At 75.9% G+C, this 20,838-nt stretch carries 15 protein-coding genes; 12 read left to right on the top strand and 3 right to left on the bottom strand.

Annotated features, from left to right (window positions below):
• Nucleotides 1-61: 61 nt before the first annotated feature.
• The 4 genes from ACGFZP_RS16000 to ACGFZP_RS15985 all read left to right on the top strand — a co-directional run bounded on the left by ACGFZP_RS16000 (nt 62) and on the right by ACGFZP_RS15985 (nt 6,777).
• A complete protein-coding gene (locus tag ACGFZP_RS16000) occupies nt 62-1,216 on the top strand; it encodes a hypothetical protein (protein ID WP_392932727.1) in 1,155 nt (384 codons plus the stop codon).
• Entirely contained in the window at nt 1,213-3,042 is a 1,830-nt protein-coding gene (locus ACGFZP_RS15995; RefSeq protein ID WP_392932725.1) for a hypothetical protein, read from the top strand. The genes ACGFZP_RS16000 and ACGFZP_RS15995 overlap by 4 nt, the downstream gene beginning before the upstream one ends.
• The gene (locus ACGFZP_RS15990) at nt 3,039-5,015 is read left to right on the top strand and encodes a TOMM precursor leader peptide-binding protein (RefSeq protein WP_392932722.1); all 1,977 of its coding nucleotides are present in this window, start codon (nt 3,039-3,041) and stop codon (nt 5,013-5,015) included. Before ACGFZP_RS15995 ends, ACGFZP_RS15990 begins: the two co-directional genes overlap by 4 nt.
• A 67-nt stretch (nt 5,016-5,082) precedes the next feature.
• On the top strand, nt 5,083-6,777 hold the full coding sequence (locus ACGFZP_RS15985) for a thiopeptide-type bacteriocin biosynthesis protein (protein WP_392932720.1): 1,695 nt from the start codon (nt 5,083-5,085) through the stop codon (nt 6,775-6,777).
• 111 nt (nt 6,778-6,888) lie between these two features.
• On the opposite strand, the gene ACGFZP_RS15980 is transcribed toward ACGFZP_RS15985, so the two are convergent.
• Nucleotides 6,889-7,752 carry a siderophore-interacting protein gene (locus ACGFZP_RS15980; RefSeq protein ID WP_392932717.1) on the bottom strand — a complete coding sequence of 288 codons (864 nt, stop codon included), beginning with the start codon at nt 7,750-7,752 and terminating at the stop codon, nt 6,889-6,891.
• A 92-nt stretch (nt 7,753-7,844) separates the two neighbouring features.
• Between ACGFZP_RS15980 and ACGFZP_RS15975 the strand changes: the two genes are divergently transcribed.
• From ACGFZP_RS15975 to ACGFZP_RS15955, 5 genes are all read left to right on the top strand, one after another.
• The gene (locus tag ACGFZP_RS15975; protein ID WP_392932716.1) at nt 7,845-8,648 is read left to right on the top strand and encodes a TetR/AcrR family transcriptional regulator C-terminal domain-containing protein; all 804 of its coding nucleotides are present in this window, start codon (nt 7,845-7,847) and stop codon (nt 8,646-8,648) included.
• A 207-nt stretch (nt 8,649-8,855) separates the two neighbouring features.
• A complete protein-coding gene (locus tag ACGFZP_RS15970) occupies nt 8,856-9,173 on the top strand; it encodes a chitinase C-terminal domain-containing protein (RefSeq protein WP_392932714.1) in 318 nt (105 codons plus the stop codon).
• 208 nt (nt 9,174-9,381) lie between these two features.
• Nucleotides 9,382-10,722 carry a D-alanyl-D-alanine carboxypeptidase family protein gene (locus tag ACGFZP_RS15965; RefSeq protein ID WP_392933479.1) on the top strand — a complete coding sequence of 447 codons (1,341 nt, stop codon included), beginning with the start codon at nt 9,382-9,384 and terminating at the stop codon, nt 10,720-10,722.
• Between the two features lie 185 nt (nt 10,723-10,907).
• Nucleotides 10,908-13,700 (top strand): SdrD B-like domain-containing protein, encoded by a 2,793-nt coding sequence (locus tag ACGFZP_RS15960; RefSeq protein WP_392932711.1) that lies wholly within the window; start codon nt 10,908-10,910, stop codon nt 13,698-13,700.
• Between the two features lie 266 nt (nt 13,701-13,966).
• Nucleotides 13,967-14,755: a hypothetical protein gene (locus ACGFZP_RS15955; RefSeq protein WP_392932709.1), complete on the top strand. Its 789-nt coding sequence runs from the start codon at nt 13,967-13,969 to the stop codon at nt 14,753-14,755.
• A gap of 40 nt (nt 14,756-14,795) precedes the next feature.
• Here the strand turns inward: ACGFZP_RS15955 and ACGFZP_RS15950 are convergent, their stop codons facing one another.
• On the bottom strand, nt 14,796-16,148 hold the full coding sequence (locus ACGFZP_RS15950) for a right-handed parallel beta-helix repeat-containing protein (protein WP_392932706.1): 1,353 nt from the start codon (nt 16,146-16,148) through the stop codon (nt 14,796-14,798).
• Nucleotides 16,149-16,179: 31 nt separating this feature from the next.
• Here ACGFZP_RS15950 and ACGFZP_RS15945 point away from each other — a divergent pair, with 31 nt between their 5' ends.
• The 3 genes from ACGFZP_RS15945 to ACGFZP_RS15935 all read left to right on the top strand — a co-directional run bounded on the left by ACGFZP_RS15945 (nt 16,180) and on the right by ACGFZP_RS15935 (nt 19,889).
• The gene (locus tag ACGFZP_RS15945) at nt 16,180-17,397 is read left to right on the top strand and encodes a Dyp-type peroxidase (RefSeq protein ID WP_392932704.1); all 1,218 of its coding nucleotides are present in this window, start codon (nt 16,180-16,182) and stop codon (nt 17,395-17,397) included.
• 139 nt (nt 17,398-17,536) lie between these two features.
• Nucleotides 17,537-19,360, top strand: a complete 1,824-nt coding sequence (locus tag ACGFZP_RS15940; RefSeq protein WP_392932702.1) for an alkyl/aryl-sulfatase — start codon at nt 17,537-17,539, stop codon at nt 19,358-19,360.
• 112 nt (nt 19,361-19,472) lie between these two features.
• Nucleotides 19,473-19,889 (top strand): PPOX class F420-dependent oxidoreductase, encoded by a 417-nt coding sequence (locus tag ACGFZP_RS15935; RefSeq protein ID WP_392932699.1) that lies wholly within the window; start codon nt 19,473-19,475, stop codon nt 19,887-19,889.
• Here the strand turns inward: ACGFZP_RS15935 and ACGFZP_RS15930 are convergent.
• Complete coding sequence (locus ACGFZP_RS15930; protein WP_392932696.1) at nt 19,873-20,790, bottom strand: alpha/beta fold hydrolase; 918 nt, start codon at nt 20,788-20,790, stop codon at nt 19,873-19,875. The genes ACGFZP_RS15935 and ACGFZP_RS15930 overlap by 17 nt on opposite strands.
• Between the last annotated feature and the right edge of the window lie 48 nt (nt 20,791-20,838).

The following is a 20,838-nucleotide window of genomic DNA, read 5'->3' as shown; positions in this document are numbered from 1 at the left end:
CCCCGAGCCCGACGACCTCGGCACCGACCGGTCCGCCCGGCGTTCGCGAAGGAGACACCCGATGAGCCACCCGGCCGGCGGCCAGCCGGACAACACCGCCCGCGACGTCGTCCTGTACCACCGCCACCCCACCAAGGCCCCGCTGCTGCGCGAGGCCGTCCTGCCGCTCGCCGACCGCGCGGCCGCCGCCGGGCTGGCCGTCCACGTCGAACGCCACTGGCTGTACGGCCCGCATGTACGGCTGCGGCTGCGGGGCCCGGCCGAGCTCGTCGCCGCGACCGCCGAACGGACCGCCGACGCCCTGCGCGACCGGGCCCGCACCCACCCCTCGGTCGCCGACCTCACCGAGCAGCAGCTGCTCGAACAGGCCGCCGCGGCCGGCCGCGCGGAACTGATCGCCCCGCCGTACGGCCCGCTGGTGCCGGACAACACCGTCCGCATCGAAGCCGTCAACCGGTCCTCGCTGCGCGCCCTGCTCGGCGCCGACGGCCTGGCGCTCCGCGACGACCTGCTGCGGCTGGGCCTGCCGGCGCTGCGCTCCGCCTGCGACGTCCTCGGCGCGCACGGCGACGCCCCGGCCGCCCGGGTCCGGCTCGCCGTGGCGGCGCTCACCGCCCATGCGAGCGCCCACCCGGACGGCCTGATCGGCGGTCACTACTCCTTCGTCTCGCACCTGGAGGACTTCCTGGTGCACGACGACCCGCACGGGCGGCTGCGCGCGGCCTTCGAGCAGCGCCGGCAGGCCACCCGGCCGACGGTCACCGCCCTGGTCGCCCGGATCGCGGGCGGCGCGGCGGACGGCTGGGAGCAGGTCTGGGCGCAGTGGTCCGCCACCGCCTGGCAGCTCACCGCGGAGCGCCTGGCGGCCGGCGCCGACCTCGGCGGCGACCCGCAGGAGTACCGCGAGCGCGCCGCCGCCCTCGGCGATCCGGCCACCGCCGAACGCTGGGACCGGGACGCCCGCACCCGGTACAGCGAGTTCCACCGCCTGCTCAGCCGCTCCGACCCGCAGGGGACGATGTGGAGCCGGCCGGACTATCTGATCTACCGGGCCTGTACCAACGCGCTCTACCGGCTGCTCGCGATCTGCGACGTCCAGCCGCTGGAGCGCTACCTGGCGGCCCACCTGGTGGTACAGGCCGTGCCGGACGTCACCGGCCACGACTGGCGGGCCCGGCTCGGCGCAGTGGTCGACGCGGTGGAGCGGTCCGCGTGAGCGCCGACCGCGCGCGGGCGCACCCCGCCCCGCCCACCGAGCCGTCCCCGCCCACGCCGTCCGGGGAACCGCCCACGCCGTCCGGGCGGCCGAGGCTGCGCCCCGGGGTCGCCGCCACTCCCCTGCGGGCGGGGCTGCACCTGCGCGGCCGGGACGGCGCCGTCACCCTGGAGGGCAGCCGGGCGCTCCCGGCCCTGTGGCGACTGCTCGGCGACCGGCTCGGCGAGACGGCAGACGATGCCCCGAGCACCCCCGCCTCCCCGCCCGACCCCCGGGTGGAGGCCGCGCTCACCACCCTGACCGCCCGACTGCGCGACCACGACCTGCTGGTCGAGCACCCCGACGGGACCGAACTCCCGCCCTGGCCCGGCTCGGTGGCCGCCCACCCGGCCGAGGCGGCCAGGGCGCTCGCCGCCGCCCGCCCGGTGATCACCGCGGCGCACCCCGACCATCCGTTCGCCCTCGCCCTCGCCGACGCCCTCACCCGGGCGGGCACCACCCCCGAGATCACCGCCGACCCGGCCCTGCCGACCGGGCGGGTGCTGGCCGCCACCGCCACACCGCCGGTGGCCGTGGTGGTGGACGCCGACGACGGCTTCGTCACCGCACCCGCCGTCCCCGCCCGGGCCCGCGCGGACGCCTCGGCGCTCGCCGCCCGCCTCCGCGGGGCCGCTGCGCCGACCGGTCCCGCGTCCGACGCACACCCGGCCCCGGCCGACGCACCGCCGGATTCGGACGCACCGCCCGCACCGCCCGCGCCGGACGCGCCTCCGGCCCTGCGCGCGCTCCTCGCCGGGGCCGCCGCCCAGCGCCTCCTCTGCGCGATCGCCGGCCTGCCCGATCCGTCCGACCCCGACCAGGACCCGCGCCTGCTGACCGGCCGCCCCGCCGTGCTGCTCGCCCAGGCCCGGCCGCCCCGGGCCGACTACCACCCCTGGGCCGCGGGCCCTCCGACCCCCGGCCACCCGCTGGACGCCCCCGCCCCGGTGGACCTCGCCGAGGCGCTGCGCCGCACCGACGCCCTCGGCGACCCGCGCCTCGGCGTACTCGACGCACCCCTGCCCGGCGACCTGCCCCAGCTCCCCGCCGCGCTGGCCTCCTGCCGCACCCCGGCCGGCACCCTGGTGGCCGGGGCGGTCCGGACGGACCTGGCCCGGCTGGAGGCCGTCTGCCGGTCCGCCGAACTCCACCTGTCCGCCGACCGGTCCGCCGGGGCCGCGGGCGCGGTGGTCGGCGCCACCGCGGACCACGCCGTGGGGCGCGCGCTGCGCCGAGCCGCCCTCGCCCGGCCCGCCGACACCGGGCCGGAGCCGTCCGAGGACGGCTGGCGCGACCACCCCCAGGCCCGGCACTGGTGGACCACGCTCACCCGCCGTCTGCACCCCGAGGCCGCCATGACCGTCCGGCGGCTCGGCTCGGAGCAGGTGTTCCTGGCCACCGTCCGGACCTCCACGGCCCCGCCCGCCCGGGCGGTGGAGGCCACCCCGGCCGACGCGGCCGCCCTCGCCGCGCTCGCGGCCCTCACCCGCACGATGGCCGACCACGCTCTCGGCACCGCCGACCACACCGCCCTGTCCGGGGCCTGCGCCCCGATCGCCGCCGCCGGGATCCGGCCGACCGAGTGGGCGGACGACGGCTGGACCGACCACTGGCTGGCCGGTCTCGCCGCCCGCGAACCCGCCCTGCGGGCCGCCCTCCACCGGCTGACCGGACTGCGCACCGCGCTCTGGCGGCCCCCGGGCGGATCCGACCACCCGCTGGCCGCCGGCCTGCGCGCCTGCGGCTTCACCGTCCTGATCCCGGCCGCCTCCGGAGGACACCGATGACCGCCCCGGCCCGACCCGACCCGGCCTCGGCTCCTTCAGCCCCGCCCGCCCTGACCCCGCCCGCCCTGACCCGGTCCGCCCTGGCTCCTCCCGCCCTGACCCCGGCCCGGGCCCTGGCGACCACGGCCGGCACCGCCGTCGTCCACCTCACCGAGTGGACCCTCGAACTGGCCGAACGGCTGAGCCGCCACGCCTTGAAGCACCCGGTGCGGTTCGTACCGGTACGCGAGGACGGGGCACTGACGGTGGTCGGCCCGGTGCTCCACCCCGGCGCCGCCGCCTGCCTCCACTGCACCGAGTACCAGCGGCTGGCCACCGCCGGCGGCCGGGTCCCCTGGCACAGCCCCCGGCTGGCGCTCGGCGGCACCGGCACCCCGGCGCTGGCCGAGGCCGTCACCCTGCTCGCCACGGATCTACTCGCCGCGGATCTGCCCGCCGAACAGGAGGCCCCCGCCGCGCCCGGCGCGACCGTGCACATCGTCCACGGCAACCGCGCCACCTGGTCGACCCACCGCGTCCGCCCGGTCGGCGGCTGCCCGGTCTGCCACCCCCTGCCGGCCGACCGCGCCGACGCCGCCCGGCCGCCCGCCGGGCCCCGGCCGCTGCCCGACCCCGCCGTACTGCGCGGCGCCAACGACCGCACCGAACCGGACCGGCTGCGGGCCGAGCTGTACGACGAACGCTTCGGCCCCGTCCGCCGGCTCTTCCGCACCGAGGACTCCGCCTTCGCCCTCACCACCGCCTGGGTGACGGACGGCCGGCTGATCGACGCCGGCGGCTACGGCCGGGCCCGCGACTTCCGCACCAGCGAACGCATCGCCCTGTTCGAGGGGGTGGAGCGGTTCGCCGGGATGCGCCCCACCGGACGACGCACCGTGCTGCGCGCCGGGTACGCCGAACTCGGCCCGCAGCGCGCCGTCGACCCCGCCCGGCTCGGCCTGCCCGACCCGGTCCACCAGGGCCACCCCGACCGCCGCACCGTCCCCTACACCCCGGACCTCGTCCTGGACTGGGTGTACGGCTGGTCGCTCACCCGGGGCCGCGCCCTGGCCGTACCCGAACACGTCGCCTACTGGGACGTCCCCGACACGCCGGACCGGGAGCGTCCGCGGGTGGTCTACGAGTCCTCCAACGGCTGCGGACTCGGCAACAGCCCGCAGGAGGCCGCCCTGTACGGCCTCTTCGAAGTCGCCGAACGAGACGCCTTTCTGATGGCCTGGTACACCGGTGCGCCGCTGCCCGCCGTCACCGTGCCCACCGACGACCCCGAAGTCGCCCACCTCGCCGACCGCGCCACCCTCCTCGGCTACCGGCTGACCCTGCTCGACGCCACCAACGACCTGGGCATCCCCGCTGTGCTCGCCCTCTGCCGCTACCAGGGCACCCACCCCCGGGCACCCCGCAGCTTCCTCGCCGCCGGGGCCCACCACGACCCGCGGGCGGCGATCCGGTCGGCGGTCGCCGAGGTCGTCACCAACGTCCAGGAGGCCGCCCACCGCCCCAACGGCCCCGGAGGCGTCCGCGATCCGGACCGGCTGCGCCCGATGCTGGACCGGCCCGAGCTGGTCGTCACCCTGGACGACCACGTCGGCCTCAACACCCTGCCCGAGGCGCAGCCCCGCCTCGACTTCCTGTTCGCCTCCGGCCCCGAGGCACCGTGGCAGGACCGCTGGCCCGGCGCACCCGAACCGGTGACCGACCTGGGCCGGCTCCTGGACCGCACCGTCGACCGGTTCGCCGCCGAGGGCCTGGAGGTGCTGGTGGTCACCCAGGACGAACCCGGCGTCCGGGACCGGCTCGGCCTGCACTGCGCCAAGGTGATCGTCCCCGGCTCCCTCCCGATGACCTTCGGCCACGTCAACCGCCGCACCCTCGGCCTGCCCCGGCTGCTGGAGGTACCGCACCGGCTCGGCCGCACCCCCCGCCCGCTGCGCCACGACGAACTCCCGCTCCACCCGCACCCGTTCCCGTGACGCCGGTTGCAGCGGCCCGCCCCCCTTCCCGACCCGCTCCTTCCCCGGCCCGCCCCGTGAGGAACTCATGACCACCCACCAGCACTCCAGCGCCCCCGAGGCCGCACCCGCCGACGCCTGGCAGAGCCTCCACCTCGCCCTGCACACCACCCGCGAGGACACCGACTCCTTCCTCACGGACGACCTCGCACCCCTGCTGGACGACCTGACCGGGCAACACCCCGGCGCCCACTGGTTCTTCATCCGCTACGGCGAGGGCGGCCCCCACCTGCGCATCCGGCTGCGCGGCACACCCGCCGCCCGGCCGCCGGCCGAGGAGCTCGCCGCCGCCCTCGCCCGACTCGCCGCCGGCCGCACCGCCGTCGACGGCCCCTGGCCCTCCCGCCACGGCGAGGTCCAGGCCGTGCCCTACCGGCCGGAGACCGAGCGCTACGGCGGCCCGGCCGCACTCCCGATCGCCGAGGAGGTGTTCATCCACTCCTCCCGCGCCGCGGTCCACGCCCTACGGGCCGCCCCCGAGCCGTCGGCCCGTCTACCGCTCGCCCTCGACCTCGCCCACACCACCGCCCACGCGCTCGGCCTGGACGAACTCGCCGCCGCCCAGTGGCTGCGGCGCCACGCGGCCTCCTGGCGGTGGACCACCGAGTTCGAGCCGCTGCCCGGCAGCGCCGTCCACACCCGGGTGAACTCCGTCTTCGCCCTGCAGCGGCAGGCCCTGGCCCGCCGCGCCCGCGCCCTGCGGGTGAGCCTCGACAGCGGCGCCGCCTCCCCCTGGCTGGCCGAGTGGGCCGACCAGGTCCGCGCCGCCGACGCGCGGCTGAAGGCCGCCGTCCCACCTGACCAGGCCCACCGCCTTCCCTGGATCTGGGCCTCCCAGCTGCACATGCTGCTCAACCGCCTCGGCGTCGGCCCGGACGAGGAGCGCGCCGTGTGCCGCCTCGCCGCCCGCAGCCTCCTGGAGACCGAGGACGCCCCCGCCTTCTTCCCCACCGGACACCGCGCCGCCGACCACCAGTACCTGGAGCGCAGCAAGTTCCAGATCGGCCGGTCCGAGGACACCGCCCTGCGCGAGCTGCCGCCCGCACCCGCGGCCCGCACCCGGCTCCCCGCGATCCCGCTGGCCGCCGACCCCCTGCCGCACCTGTCGCTGGCCGAGGCCCTGCACAGCCGCACCTCGGCCCGGGGCCCGCTGCACGGGCCGCTCACCGCGGGCACCCTCGGCGGCGTCCTGTGGTCCGCGCACGCCCCGAGCCACGACTCCCGGCAGCCCCTTGCCGACGGCACCGTCCGCACCCGCCGGCACCGGCCCTACCCCAGCGCCGGCGCGCTCTACACCGTCCGGCTGCGCCTGGTGGCCCGGGACGTGACCGGCCTCGAGGCCGGCACCTACCACTGCGATCCGGAGCAGCGCGCGCTGCGCCGGATCGGCCCGGCCCCCGCCCTCGCCGAACTCAAGGCGCTCTCCTCCTACCTCTCCCGCCGCGCCGACGACCCGGACTTCGTCGGCATCGACAACGCACCCGCCCTGCTCGCCGTCTACCTCGACCTCGGCCTCCTGCGCCGCCGCTACGGCCTGCGGGCGCTGCGCCTGGGCCTGCTGGAGGCCGGCCACGTGACGCAGACCCTGCTGCTCACCGCCGCGGCCTTCGGCCTCGCCACCACCCCGCTCGGCGGCCTCCACGACGACCTGGCCCACGAACTGCTCGCCCTGGACGACCTGGCCGAACCCGTCCAGTACCTGCTCCCGCTGGGCCGGGTCTGACACTTCCCGCCGGGCGCGCGACGCCGGGAGCCGGTCTGCCGCCGCCCCGGCCTGATCCGGGCCCGTCCCAAACGGTCCACGCCCGCGGCCCGGCGGGCGGCCGGGAGCCGGTCAGCCGCCGCCCTGCGCCGCCGCCAGCCGCTCCTTCGCCTCGGCCAGGTCCTCCTCGGTCGGGGCGTCGTCCTGGCTGAGCCGGTACCGCCAGTAGCCGCCGAACTCGATCTCCCGCCTGGCCAGTCCGCGCTCCTCGATCAGGTGGCGGCGCAGCGTCCGGACGGCGCCCGCCTCGCCGCCCAGCCAGGCGAACGGGGTGCCGCCGGGCAGTTCGGCGGCCCGGACGGCGGCGGTCAGCGGACCTCCGGGGGCGGCGCCGTCCCGGTGCACCCAGTGGACGGCCAGCTCGGCGCGGGTGTCGAAGGCCTGGCGCTCGGCGGCGTCCGCGACCTCGATGAAGGCCACCGCCCCGACGCCCGCGGGCAGCGCCTCGACCAGGGTGGCGATCGCCGGCAGCGCGGTCTCGTCCCCGGCGAACAGCAGCCAGTCGGCCCCGGCGGCGGTCTCGGCAAGCGACACCGGCCGGGCGTAGAGCTCGGACGGCCCGACCATGCCGAGCCGGTCCCCGGGCCGGGCGCGTCCCGCCCAGGCGCTCGCCGGCCCGGTGTCGCCGTGCAGCACGAAGTCGATCTCCAGCAGGCGGGTGCCGGGCCGGCGGCGGCGGATGGTGAAGCCGCGCATCCAGGGGCGTTCGGCCTCGGGGACGGCCAGATAGGCCTGGTACCAGCCCATCGCGTCCGCGCTCGCGGCCGGCAGCACGGGCGCCGCCTGCCCGCTCCTCGGGAAGCAGAGTTTCACCTGCTGGTCGGGTGCGCGGCCGACGGAGTCGGCGAGCGCCTGCGCCTGAAAGGTGATGCGGGCCATCCGCGGGGTGATCCGCACGACCTCGACGACCTGGACGAACGTGACGGGCAGATCCACCGTCGAACCCTCCGTTTTCGGCTCCACTGATAACCTTACGGCATAAGGAGTTACCTGGACGAGGTTACCTTACAGCATAAGGAGTTGCCGTCGTGGTCGTGTTCGCCGGACAGGGCGATGCCCGCCGTTCGCTGTCCCTGCTCTGGCGCGCCCCGGGCGGTCCGGACGAGCCGCGCACCGCCCGCAGCGGACCCAAACCGGGCCTGAGCGTGGACGCGATCGTGACGGCGGCGATCGCGGTGGCCGACGCCCAGGGGATGGCCGCGCTCTCCATGCGGGCGGTCGGCGAACGGCTCGGCCGCACCGCCATGGCGCTGTACACCTATGTGCCGGGCAAGGACGAACTGGTCGACCTGATGCACGACCGGGCGCTGGCCGAACTGCCCACCGACTACGACACCGCCGCCGGCTGGCGCCCCGCCGCCACCGAATGGGCGGGGGACGCCTACGCCTTCTACCTGCGCCACCCGTGGGTCCTCCAGGTCTCGCAGGCCCGACCGGTCCTGGGCCCGGCCGAGCTGGGCGCGATGGAGACGGTGCTGCGGATCCTGCACGGGGCGGATCTGGAGCCCCGCCTGCTGCGGGGCGTGGTCGGCGCGCTCTGGCAGTTCGTCCGCGGGATGGCCCAGGTGGCCGCCGAGGCCGGCGCGGCGGCCGCCGCCACCGGGGTGCCCGACGAGGAGTGGTGGTACGCCCGCTCCGCCCAACTGGCGGAGATGGCACCGGACTTCGCCGAGCGCTTCCCGCTGCTGACCGCGCTGGAGAGCGGCGCCGCACCCGCCCCCGGGAGCGGCGCCGACCACCTGTCGGACCAGGCCCGCGACACCTTCCGCACCGGCCTCGCCGTCCTGCTCGACGGCATCGAGGCGACGGTGCGGCCGCCGGGCGCACCCTGAGCGGGTGCCCGACCGGGGCGGGCCAGTACACCGCGGACAACGGCGTGGGCGGCGCGATGGTCTGGGAGCTCTCCGGTGACTACACCAGGCGCCCCAACGGCGAGTGGGGGATGGGGTACGACCTGACCACCCGGCTCGACAACGTGCTCCGGGGCGCCCGGCATCGCCACCGGCGGCGGCAGGGCCCTGTCGGCCCAGGTGATCGACGTGAAGGCCGAGTTAGTGGACTTCCCCACCGACACCGCGGACATGTGGCCGATGCAGCCGAAGCTGCGGATCACCAACAACACGAAGGTGGCCCTCGCCCAGGGGACGGAGGTCTCCTTCGACCTGCCCACCTCCACCCCGCCGGTGCTGAAGGACGGGGCCTGGAAGGAGATGGGCGGCCTCGTCCCGGGTCACACCGGGCCGAACGAGGGCGGGCTGAAGGGCGACTTCCACCGGGTGACGATCAGGCTCGGCTACTGCGAGGACGTGCCGGTCGGCAGGTCCAAGGACCGTGACCGATCACACTCCGTGACCTGACCCTGATCTGCGGAAGCCAGGGCCTCGGCGGATTCACCAATCCGTCGGGGCCTTCGGCGTCCCCTCCGGGAACACCGGCGTCAAACCCGGCGCCGTACCCGACGCCGCGCGCGCCGTCGGCGCCGGACACGGCCGAGGTCGTGGCCCGGACGGAGCAGCGGGCGCGGCGGGGCGCGCGGGACGCGGGTACGTTCGCGATGTGCAGCAGATGTCACACCACGTCAGGAGCCTGTCCGCCGCCTGCGCCGTCCTCGCCCTGGTCGCGGCGGGCCCCGCCGCCGCGGCGCCCGCGGCGTCCGGGACCGCGGCCCCCGACGGGTCCGGACAGGACGCGGCGGCCGTGGTCGGCGGCGCGCGGCTGGCCCGCCCGGCCGTCCAGGTGGCGCCGCTGGCCGGGGCGCCCGCACTGCCGACCGGGCTGAGCGGGCGGTCCTGGCTGGTCGCGGACGCGACCACCGGCGAGGTGCTGGCGGCCCGCAACGCACATCTGCCGCTGGCGCCCGCGAGCACGCTGAAGATGCTGTTCGCGGACACCGTGCTGCCCAAGTTCGACCGCTCGCTGGAGCACCGGGTGGCGCCCGCCGAGCTGGCCAACCTGGGCGCGGGCAGCAGCCTCGTCGGCATCAAGGAGAACCTGCCCTACCGGGTGGAGGACCTCTGGCGGGGCGTCTTCCTCAGCTCCGGCAACGACGCGGTGCACGTGCTCGCCCACATGAACGGCGGGCTGGCGCAGACCGTGGCCCAGATGCAGGCCCGCGCCGAGTCGCTGCAGGCCCGGGACACCCACGTGGTGTCCCCCGAGGGCTACGACCAGGACGGTCAGGTCTCCTCGGCGTACGACCTCACGCTGTTCGCCCGGGCCGGGCTGCGCAACCGGGACTTCCGCGCGTACTGCTCCACCCGCACCGCGCGCTTCCCCGGCGGGGTGGACAAGACCACCGGGCAGCGCACCGCCTTCGACATCGCCAACACCGACCGGCTGCTCGGCAAGTACCCCGGCCTGATCGGGGTGAAGAACGGCTACACCACCAATGCCGGGGCGACCTTCACCGGCGCCGCCGAACGCGGCGGGCGCACGCTGCTGGTGACGGTGATGCACCCGGAGGCCCAGGCGACGGTGTACGACGAGGCGGCCGGGCTGCTCGACTGGGGGTTCGCGGCGATCGGGAAGGTCCAGCCGGTCGGGCAGCTGGTCGAGGAGGCCGGCGCCGCCTCCTCCCCCGCCGAGGCCCCGGCGACGGGCGTCCTGCCGCGCGCGATCCAGCGGGCCGACCATGCGCTGGGCCCGGCCGGCTGGACGGCCGTCACGCTGTGCGGGGCGCTGGCGCTCTGGGCGGGCGGCCGGGCGCTGGCCCGCCGCCGGCGGTACAGCGCCCCGGGGGCGGGCGCCGTCGCCGGGGCGCTGGCCGCGGCGGCCCCGCTCACCTTCACCAGGACGGGCTCCACGGCGCTGGGCGGCTCCACCGCCGTGGGCGGGCGCGGTCGGCGACGGCCGGCGCGCTCCGTCCGGGCGGCGGTGGTGTCGGCGCGCCGCCGGCTGGGCCTCTAGGAGACTGACGGACCGTCAGGGCGCAACCTCACGGGGAACGTCTGGTCATTCGTCAAAGTTCCTCGTTTCCCTGCGAACTTGTCCGAAATCCCTTTAGGCTCCCATTACCAATGGCGGCTTTCCGCCACACGCGAGCTCCCTCGCGGGGTCGGGGCGGCAGGCCCAACTGCACGATGAGAGCAGGGATGACAACCACACGTGAACAGGAATCCGGTGCCGCGCGCGGCCCGGAGCGGCGGCGGCCGGGAGTGCTCGGCCGCCGTACCGTGGGCGGCGCCGCGGCGCTGCTCCTCGGAATCGGGGCGTGCTCGCTACTGGCCGCCCCGGCCGCGTTCCCGCAGGCGGCCGACGGGACGGTGACGGTCCGCGTGGTGCGGGCCGTGGACACCACCGGGGTGTGGACGCCCGCGCTGGAGCCCGGCATGGCCGGCGTGAAGGTGACCCTCACCGACGACGCGGGGGCCGGCGTCGAGGGCACCACGGCGGCGGACGGCACGGTGACGCTGGTGCCGGGCACCAAGCTCACCGGCGGCAAGTACCGTGTCCAGGTGGTGAACCCGAAGCCGGGCAAGCTCTATCCGGCCTTCGCCTCCCGCCAGGGCCTGGACGGCGCGCCCAACCAGCTCAGCAGCAACGAGGAGTTCGTCGACCTCTCCGGTGGCAAGAACGCGTCGCTCACCACCGGGCTGTGGAGCCCCGGCGACTACTGCCAGAAGAACGCAACGCTGGTGACGACCTGTCAGCCCACGACGCGCGAGGGCGGGACGCAGCGCACGCTGGTCTCCTTCCCGTACAGCGCGCGCGGCCAGGACGGCGTGGACGCGAACGCCACGAACATCGCCACCAACGCCGAGACCGGCACGCTGTACGGCATCGCGTGGAGCCGGGCCGACCGGCGGGTGTTCTCCTCGGCCGTCGCCAAGCGCACCACGGACTACGGCCCCGGCGGCGCGGGCGGGATCTACGTGACGGACGTCGAGACGAAGCGGACCACGCTGTTCGCCACCGTCCCGGACACCGGCACCACCGCCCACGGCGGCGGCACCGACGACGGGTTCCTCGCGGTGCCGGGCAAGGAGAGCCTCGGCGGCATCAAGGTCACCGACGACGGCAAGGACCTCTTCGTCGTCAACCTCCACGACCGCAAGCTCTACCGCTACGACGCCACCGCGCCCACGGCCACCGCGCCGAAGGCCGCCTACCCCGTCCCGGACCCGGGCTGCCCGGCGGCCGGGGACTGGCGCCCGTTCGGTCTCGGTCTGCAGGACGGCACCGGATACCTCGGCGGCGTCTGCTCGGGCGAGTCGACCGGCAAGGCCTCCGACCTGCGGGCCGTGGTGCTGCCGTTCGACCTGGCCACCGGTGCCTTCGCGGCGCCGGTCCTGAACCAGCCGCTGGACTACCCGCGCCAGACGACCGTCGGAGGGGGCCCCTGCGACGGGGCCGCCTGGTTCCCGTGGACCAACACGTGGCCGACCTCGCAGAACGGCAACGCGTGCGGTAACGCCACCATCGCCCAGCCCGAACCCGAGCTCGGCGAGATCGCCTTCGAGACCGACGGCTCGATGCTGCTGGCGTTCCGCGACCGCTTCGCCGACCGCGGGCCGTCCGGTGTGCCCTACTCCTCCGTCATGTCGGGCGGTGACCTCAACAAGGCCTGCCCGGCGAACGGCGCCTATGTGATGGACACCAACGGCGGCTGCGGACTGTCCCCCCGGGGCACCCGCTTCTTCGACACCAGCTGGGGCGGTCACCGCAACACTGCGTTCGCGGGCATGGCCGACTCCAAGGTCGAGAACACCATCGCGACCTCCGCCTTCGACCCCAACCACACCGCGCTCGGCTACGGCACGTCGTTCCTCCAGCGGAACGGCGCGCAGGACCCGAAGTTCGGCTTCCGGCTCACCCCGCAGGGCGAGGTCGCCCCGTTCGGCAAGGGCGCCTCGATGGGCGACCTGGAGGTGCTCTGCGACCAGGCCCCGCTCCAGATCGGCAACCGGGTCTGGTACGACCCCGAGCGCAGCGGCATCCAGCGCCCGGGCCAGCGTCCCGTACCGGGGGCGACGGTCGACCTGTACGACGAGACGGGGAAGCTCGTCGGCACCACCAGGACCACCGCGCGCGGTGAGTACTACTTCGACGACTCCAACGTCACCGGCGGCCTGAAGCCGCGCACGAAGTACACCGTCCGCCTCGACAACCCCGCCGACTACGCCAAGGGCGGCCCGCTGTACCAGTGGGTGCCGACCGACGCGGACGTCGGCGACAACGCCTTCATCGACTCCAAGGGTGTCGTCCCGGCGGGCGGGCAGTACGCCGAACGGGCGCTGACCACGGGCGGCCCGGGCGAGAACGACCACACCTACGACTTCGGGTTCCGGCAGCAGGAGGGCGCGCTGCGCCTGGTCAAGCACGACCAGGACGGCAAGCCGCTGGCGGGCGCGAAGTTCCGGCTCTGGAAGGAGACCAACGGCACCGACGGGCTGCAGAGCACCGGCGACAAGGCCGACAAGGCGGTCGGCGAGCCCTGCACCACCGGGGCCGACGGCCTCTGCAAGGGCAGCGGTGTGCCGGGGACGTACTACTGGCAGGAGGTGAGCCCGCCCGAGGGCTACTCCGCGCCGGAGAGCACGGTGTTCGGGCCGCTGGTCCTGAACGCCGACAACCTCGCCGCCGGAGTCGAGGTGACGGCCGTCAACCGGCTGATCCCCAAGCCGACGCCCACCCCGACCCCGACGCCCACCGAGACGCCGACGCCCACCCCGACGCCGGCTCCCGTGCCGACGCAGACGCAGGCCCCGGTGCCGGCTCCCCCGGCGCCCGCTCCGCCCGCGCCGCTCCCCGCCCCCGGATCGCACCTGGCCAGCACCGGGGCGGGCGAGGGGATTCCGGTGATGCTGGCCGGTGCGGGAACGCTGACCGTCATCGGTGCGGCGTTCGTGCTGCTGGCGCGCCGGCGCCGGGCCCAGCAGCGTTAACCGGTAGGCCACTTCCGGTAGGCCGTTTCCGGTAGCCCACCCCCGCCCGGGCCCGCACCGGCCCGGGCGGGTACCGGCGCCGCCGAGGCGCCGGTACCGATCGGGCGGGTCCGCGGACCTCAGGTCCCCGGACCCGCCCGTGTGTTGTGCCCGACCGGCCGAAAGCCGACCTACGACCCACTGCCCGCCCGACCTACGACCGACCGACCGACCCTGACCGACTGACTGACCGACTGACCGACCGACCGACGAGAGAAGGCACACGCATGGCCCGGAAGACGAAGGCCGACACCCCCAGGCCGCGTCGTCGGACCTTCTGGCTCAGGAGCCTGGCCGCCCTCGCGGTGTGCGCCACCGCCGCGGGCGGCCTGGCCGCCTACCGCGCCGCCGACGACGAGCCGCAGGAGCGGCCGGTGACCGTCGACGAGGCCTCCCGGCTGGCCCTGTCACGGCTGAACCTCTTCCAGGCCAGTCCGGTCGCGGTGACGCTCACCGCCGCCGAGGGCGGGGGCGTCGACGTCCGGGTCGAGGGCGTCGTGGACTACCGCACCCGCCGCGGCACCGGCCGCTACCAGGTCACCGGGGCGAACGGCCCGCTCGACCACGGCCTGGTCGTCTGGGACGCCGGCGGCCTCGGGCTCGCCCCCGAACCGGCCGGCGCCGGCGGCCCGGCCTGGCAGCAGGCCGAGCGCATCCCCCGGCAGGGCTGGTCCCCGCGCACCTACACCGCGGACCCGCTGGACGCCGGGCTCCAGCTGATCGTCCAGCTCGGCGCCGACCGGCCCGACAACCCGCTGCTGCTCGCCCAGTCCGGCGCGCGCCTGCTCGGCCACGACCGCATCGACGGCCGTGGTTACGACCGGTTCGCCGGGCCGCGCGCCCAGGGTGCTGCGCCCGACGGCGAGCGGTCGCCGCTGACCTACTGGGTCGACGGCGACGGCGGGCTGCGGCGGGTGACGATGCGGATGCCGGGTCTGGGCACCCCGGCCACGGTCGACTTCGCCGGACGTGACGACACCGCCAAGCTCCCCGAGGCCCCCTGGCTCACCGGCTGAGGCCGGCCCGCCTGGCGTCCGCCGCCCCGCACGCCGGACGTCACCCCGCCGGCTGCGGCGGGAGCGCGCCCGGGTCCGTCGGGAGCGGGTACGCCCCCGGGTCCACCGCCCCCGGCAGGCCGGTCGCCGGTCGGCCGGGCGCCGCCGGGTCCGGCAGCGACGGCTGCGCGGGCGGCGCCGGCACCCGGCTGAACGGGACACCGGGCGGCGCCTGCACCGGAGCCGGCCGACCGCCGGCCAGCGGCCCGCGCCCCGGTCCGCCGCACGCCGCCGCGGCCTCCAGGCCGTCCGGGCTCTGCCTGACGGGCCGGTTGCCGCTGAAGCAGTTGCCGGGGTCGACGGAGGCGAGCACCAGATCGGCGCCGTTGCCGTCCACCTGGTTGCCCTCGACCCGGTTGCCGCTCGCCGGGTGGCCCGCCGGGTCGGTGACGACCACACCGGCCGCGCGATTGCCGCGGACGAGGTTGCGCTCCACCCGGTTCGCGGTGCCGCCGCCGATCCCGATGCCGATGCCGAAGCCGCCGTCCGCCTGCTCGGGAGAGTCGGCGGCGTTGTTGTCGACGACGACGTTGCCCGCGATCACCGCGCCGTGCTGCGGGGCCAGCGCCTCCAGGTCGTTGGAGTTCACCGTGACGCCAACCCGGTTGCCCGCCGCGCGGTTGCCCAGGATCGACAGCCCGTCCGAGGCGTTGGTCAACTCGACGCCGACCGCGTTCCGTTCCACCGTGTTGCCGCGCACCAGGGTGTCGCACGGCTTGCACTGGCCGACGTAGATGCCCGAGTCGGCGTGCCCGGAGGCGTAGGACTCCTCGATCACCCCGGCGCGCGCGTCGAAGGCGTAAATGCCGTACAGGCCGTTGTTGTACGCCGTCACCCGGGTCGCCCGGAACCCCTCCACCGGAGGGAAGCGCGCGGTGTCCAGCGGGTCGTACGCCGAGCCGCCCGCGCCGCGCTGCTGCAGCTTCTCGTCGGTGACGCCGGTGAACAGCACGCCGTTGGCCAGGTAGCCGTGGACGGTGAGGTTCTCCACCACCGAGCCGGGCCCGGTGGCGGTGATGCCGTTGGCCAGCTTCAGCCCGCCGTCGAACACCACCGCGGAGCGGTCCGTGCCGCGCAGTACGACGTTCCGCTTGGCGAGGTGCACGCTCTCGCGGTAGGTGCCGGGACCGACCAGCACCGTGTCGCCCTCGCGCGCGACGTCCACCGCCTTCTGGACGGTGGGGAAGTCCTCCGGCACGCGGACCACGTTGCCGGCCGGATGCCCGGCGTCCGCCGCCGCCGGACCGGTGGAGGAGCACCCCGCGGTCGCCAGGGCGACCGCGAGGGCCCCGGCGGTCGCGACGGCCCGGGCGGCCCTGCGAGGTGACTGGCGATCAGAAGACGTGATTTGCATGGTACGTGTTCTATCGCCTCCAATAGGGTGCATGCCGACCGAACCGGAGAATGCGCCGTCGAACCCGCCCGCCAGGTCCGGTGTCGGGCTGCGGCGGCGGGCGCTGCTGTCGGCCGGGGCGGTTCTCGCCGCCGGGGTCGGCGCGGCGGTCGGCGAAGTCGCGGACGGCGACCGCTCGTCGGGGCGGTCCGACGCCACCACCGGTGCGCCGCCGCCCGAGGCGCCGATCCCCTTCCACGGCGCCCGGCAGGCCGGACTGACGCACCCCCAGCTCCCGGCGACGAAGCTGCTCGCCTTCGACCTCCCGCAGGCCTCCGCCGCCGCGGACCGCGAGGCCCTGCGCGCCCTCCTCACCGCCTGGACCGGCACCCTGGCGGCGACGGCCGGACCGACGCCCGACCCTCGGCTGCGGACCGATGACGGCGCACCCCGGCTCACCTCGCTGGTCGGCCTCGGCCCGGCCCTCGCCACCCGGCTCGCCCTCGTCGCCCCGGCCGGACTCGCCGACCTGCCGGCCTTCCCCGGCGACCGCCTCGACCCGGCCCGCAGCGGCGGCGACGTACTGCTCCAACTGTGCGCCGCCGACCACTGGACGCTCGCCGTCGTCGCCGAACTCGCCACCACGGCCGCCCGGTCCGCCGGCGCCACACCCCGCTGGGCGCAGTCCGGTTTCCTGCCCCGGACCGCACCGGGCGCCACGCCCCGCAACCTGCTCGGCTTCAAGGACGGCACCGCCAACCCCGACGAGGAGGCCGCCCGCCAGTGGGTCTGGGGCCCGACCGGACCGCACGAGAACGCCACCGTCCTGGTCTACCGGCGGATCCGGATGGACACCGCCGCGTTCGCCGCCCTCCCCGAGGAACGGCAGAACCTCGTGATGGGCCGCCGGGCCGGCGACGGCGCCCCGCTGACCGGCACCGCCGAGCACGACGAGCCGGACCTCTACGCCAAACACCCCGACGGTGCCTACGTCATCCCCGCCACCGCCCATGTCCGCCTGACCGGCCCCCGCCTCGACGGCGGCGCCCGGATGCTGCGCCGCGGCTACAGCTACGACGACGGCCCCGGGGACGGCGGCCTGCTGTTCTGCGCCTTCATGCGCGACCCCGCCCAGTTCACCCGCGTCCAGAACCGCCTCGCCGAGCGCGACGCGCTCAACCCCTTCGTCGAGCACACCGCCTCGGCCGTCGCCTACGTCCTGCCCGGCGCCCCGGAGGGCACCACTCTCGGCTCCCACCTCTGGGCCTGACCCGGCCTGAGCGGTCCAGGCCTTGTCGAACAGGCCCCAAACCCGCACAGGTGTCCGAAATGCGGCATTCATTCCAAGGTGTTCTGATGGCGGGATGTGCGGGTCGCCGCAGCCCGCCACCTGTGGAACGGAGCGACCCATGACCGCCCTGCCCTTCGAGGACACCACGGATTTCGAGAACGCCGACCGGGGCTTCCTCGGCGCACTGGTCCCGGCGGTGGTCAAGGCCGCCGACGGGCGCGTGGTCTGGGACAACGACGCGTACGACTTCCTCAAGGCCGACTGCCCGGACACCGCCCACCCCAGCCTCTGGCGGCAGGCGCAGCTCTGCGCGCGGCAGGGCCTCTACCAGGTGACCGAGCGGGTCTTCCAGGTCCGCGGCCTGGACCTGTCCAACATGACGCTCGTCGAGGGCGAGCGCGGGGTGATCGTGATCGACCCGCTGATCTCCGCGGAGACGGCCGCCGCCGCCCTCGCCCTCTACCGCGTGCACCGGGGCGAGCGGCCCGTCACCGGCCTGATCTACACCCACTCCCACGGCGACCACTTCGGCGGCGCCCGGGGAGTACTGCCCCGGGGCACCGAGGAGGGCGTGCCGGTCATCGCCCCGACCGGGTTCCTGGAGCACGCGGTCAGCGAGAACGTGTACGCGGGCAACGCGATGACCCGGCGGGCCACCTTCATGTACGGGGACCGGCTGCCGAAGGCCCCGGACGGCCAGATCGGCGCCGGTCTGGGCGCGACCACCTCGACCGGCACCATCACCCTCATCCCGCCGACCGTCGACATCACCCGGACCGGGCAGGAGGAGACCGTCGACGGCGTGCGGATCGTCTTCCAGCTCACGCCCGGCACCGAGGCGCCGGCCGAGATGAACTTCCTCTTCCCCGAGCTGCGGGCGCTGTGCCTGGCCGAGAACGCCACGCACAACATGCACAACATCCTGACGCTGCGCGGAGCCGTCGTGCGCGACTCCCGGATCTGGGCCCGCTACCTGGACGAGGCGATCGAGTACTTCGACGACCGGTACGACGTGGCGTTCGCCTCCCACCACTGGCCCACCTGGGGCCACGACAACGTGGTGGCCTTCCTCTCCGAACAGCGCGACCTCTACGCGTACCTGCACGACCAGACGCTGCGCCGGCTCAACGACGGCCTGACCGGACCGGAGATCGCCGAGGAGCTGCGGCTGCCGCCCGGCCTGGAGCGGCGCTGGCACGCGCGCGGCTACTACGGCTCGCTCAACCACAACATCAAGGCCGTCTACCAGCGCTACCTCGGCTGGTTCGACGGCAACGTGGCCCATCTGTGGGAGCACCCGCCGGTGGAGCAGGCCGTCCGGTACGTCGAGGTGGCCGGCGGGCCCGCGGCCGCGATCGCCAAGGCCCGCGGCTACGCCGAGGCGGGGGACCTCCGGTTCGCCGCCACCCTGCTCAACCACGTGGTCTTCGCCGACGCGTCGAACGCCGCCGCCAAGGAGGCCCTGGCGGACGTCTACCGGCGGCTCGGCCAGGGCGCGGAGAACGGCACCTGGCGCAACTTCTACCTGATGGCCGCCGTGGAACTGCGCGAGGGCCCCACCCCCGTCCTGCTGGACACCGCCAGCCCGGAGCTGGTGACCGCCCTGACCGTCGCCATGCTGCTGGACTCCGTCGCGATCCGCATCGACGGCCCGCGCGCCTGGGACGAGGACCTGACGATCGACCTGGTCCTCACCGACGAGCAGAGCCGGTACCGGCTGACCCTGCGCAACGGCGCCCTCACCCACCGGCCGATCGCCCTCGACGGCGGCCGCCGGGCGCCCGCCGGACTGGTCCTCACCCTGACCAGGCCCCAGCTGCTCGGGCTGCTGGTCGGCGGGGGCCTGGCCGACGTCGAGCACGAGGGCGACCCGGGGCTGTTCGCCCGGCTGCTCGGCCTCGTCACCACGGCCGACAAGTCGTTCCCCGTCGTCACCCCCTGACACCCGGACCGCCGCCGCCCGCCGAGCGCCGTCCGCCCCGAGCGCCGTCCGCGTGCCGCCCGGGAAGCACGCGGACGGCGCTCGGGGCGGACAGGCCCTAGACTCACCGGCTATGAGCGCCGCCACCCCGCCCCCGCCACCGGACCGCCTCGAACGGCTCGTCAGGCTCTCCGCCGGGAGCTACCTGCTGGTCACCACGTACAAGAAGGACGGCACCGCGGTGCCGACCCCGGTCTGGGTGGTCCGCGACGGCGAGGCGCTCGGCATCTGGACGGTCGCCGACTCCTGGAAGGTCAAGCGGATCCGCAACCGGGCCGATGTGCTGGTCGGCCCGTGCGACGTCCGGGGCAAGCCGACCGGTGAGGCGTACCCGGCCACCGCCGAGATCCTCGCCCCCGAGCGGGCGGCGGCCTACCGGACGCTGCTGCGGCAGAAGTACGGCCTGCTGGGCGTGCTCACCCTGCTCGGCAGCCGACTGCGCCGCGGCGAGCGCGGCACGGTCGGCATCCGGATCACGCTGACCGACTGAGCCGTCCGCCCTCCGCCCTGGCGCAGCCGTCCAGGACGACCCGGGCGACCAGCCCCGGGTCGTCGCTCATCGGCACGTGCCCGCAGCCGGGCAGGCGGACCAGCCGGGCCGCCGGGATCTCGCGCAGCGCGCGGACGCCCTGGCGGCGCAGCAGGATGCGGTCCCGGGTGCCCCAGGCGATGGTGACGGGCGCGGCCGTGACGTCCCCGGTGAAGCGGATGGTGCGGCCGACGGCGAGGGTCTCCTCGAAGCCCGTCGCGAGGCGCAGCGCCCGCGTCTCGGCGACGGCCGCGGCGGGCGAGCGCAGGCCGGGGCGGGCGTAGACGGTGCTCACCAGCAGGGTGCGGCCGACCGTGGAGCGGGAGAGCCGTTCGACGGCGGGCTCCGGCAGCAGCCGGGCGCCGAGGCGCATCCCGGCGAGCACCCCGAAGGCGTACCGGCGTTCCGCCTCGGTCCAGAACCCGGCCGGGGAGAGCGCGGTCACCGACCGGGCCAGCCCGGCCCGTCCGAGCCCGAGCGCCAGCAGGCCGCCGAGCGAGTTGCCCGCCACGTGCGGCCGCTCGACGCCGAGGGCGGCGCACAGCTCCCCGAGCACCGGGACGACCGCGTCCAGCCCGTGGGGCACGCCCGACGGCAGCGCCGGCGAGGTGCCGAAGCCGGGGAGGTCGACGGCGATCACGTCGTGCCGTTCGGCGAGCGCGGGCAGCACCGGATCCCAGGCCTGCCAGTGGTGGCCGATGCCGTGCAGCAGCAGGAGCGGGGTGCCGGTGCCCAGTCGGCGGTAGCGGACGACCGCCTCGCCCGGGCCGTAGCGGGCGGGCAGCGGGACGGCCACCTCCGCGACCTCGGCGGGGTCGGCCGCGGGGGTGGGGCCGGTGGCGGCGGACTCGACGGGAGGCATGCGGCTCCTTTGCTGGACGTGGCGTCAGCAAGAATTACCCACCGGTAG

It is taken from the genome of Kitasatospora sp. NPDC048239, from assembly GCF_043202015.1.
In the GTDB taxonomy this organism is placed as follows: Bacteria; Actinomycetota; Actinomycetes; order Streptomycetales; family Streptomycetaceae; genus Kitasatospora.
The sequence above is the reverse complement of the archived record's forward strand: the minus strand, read 5'-3'. Positions and strand labels throughout refer to the sequence as shown.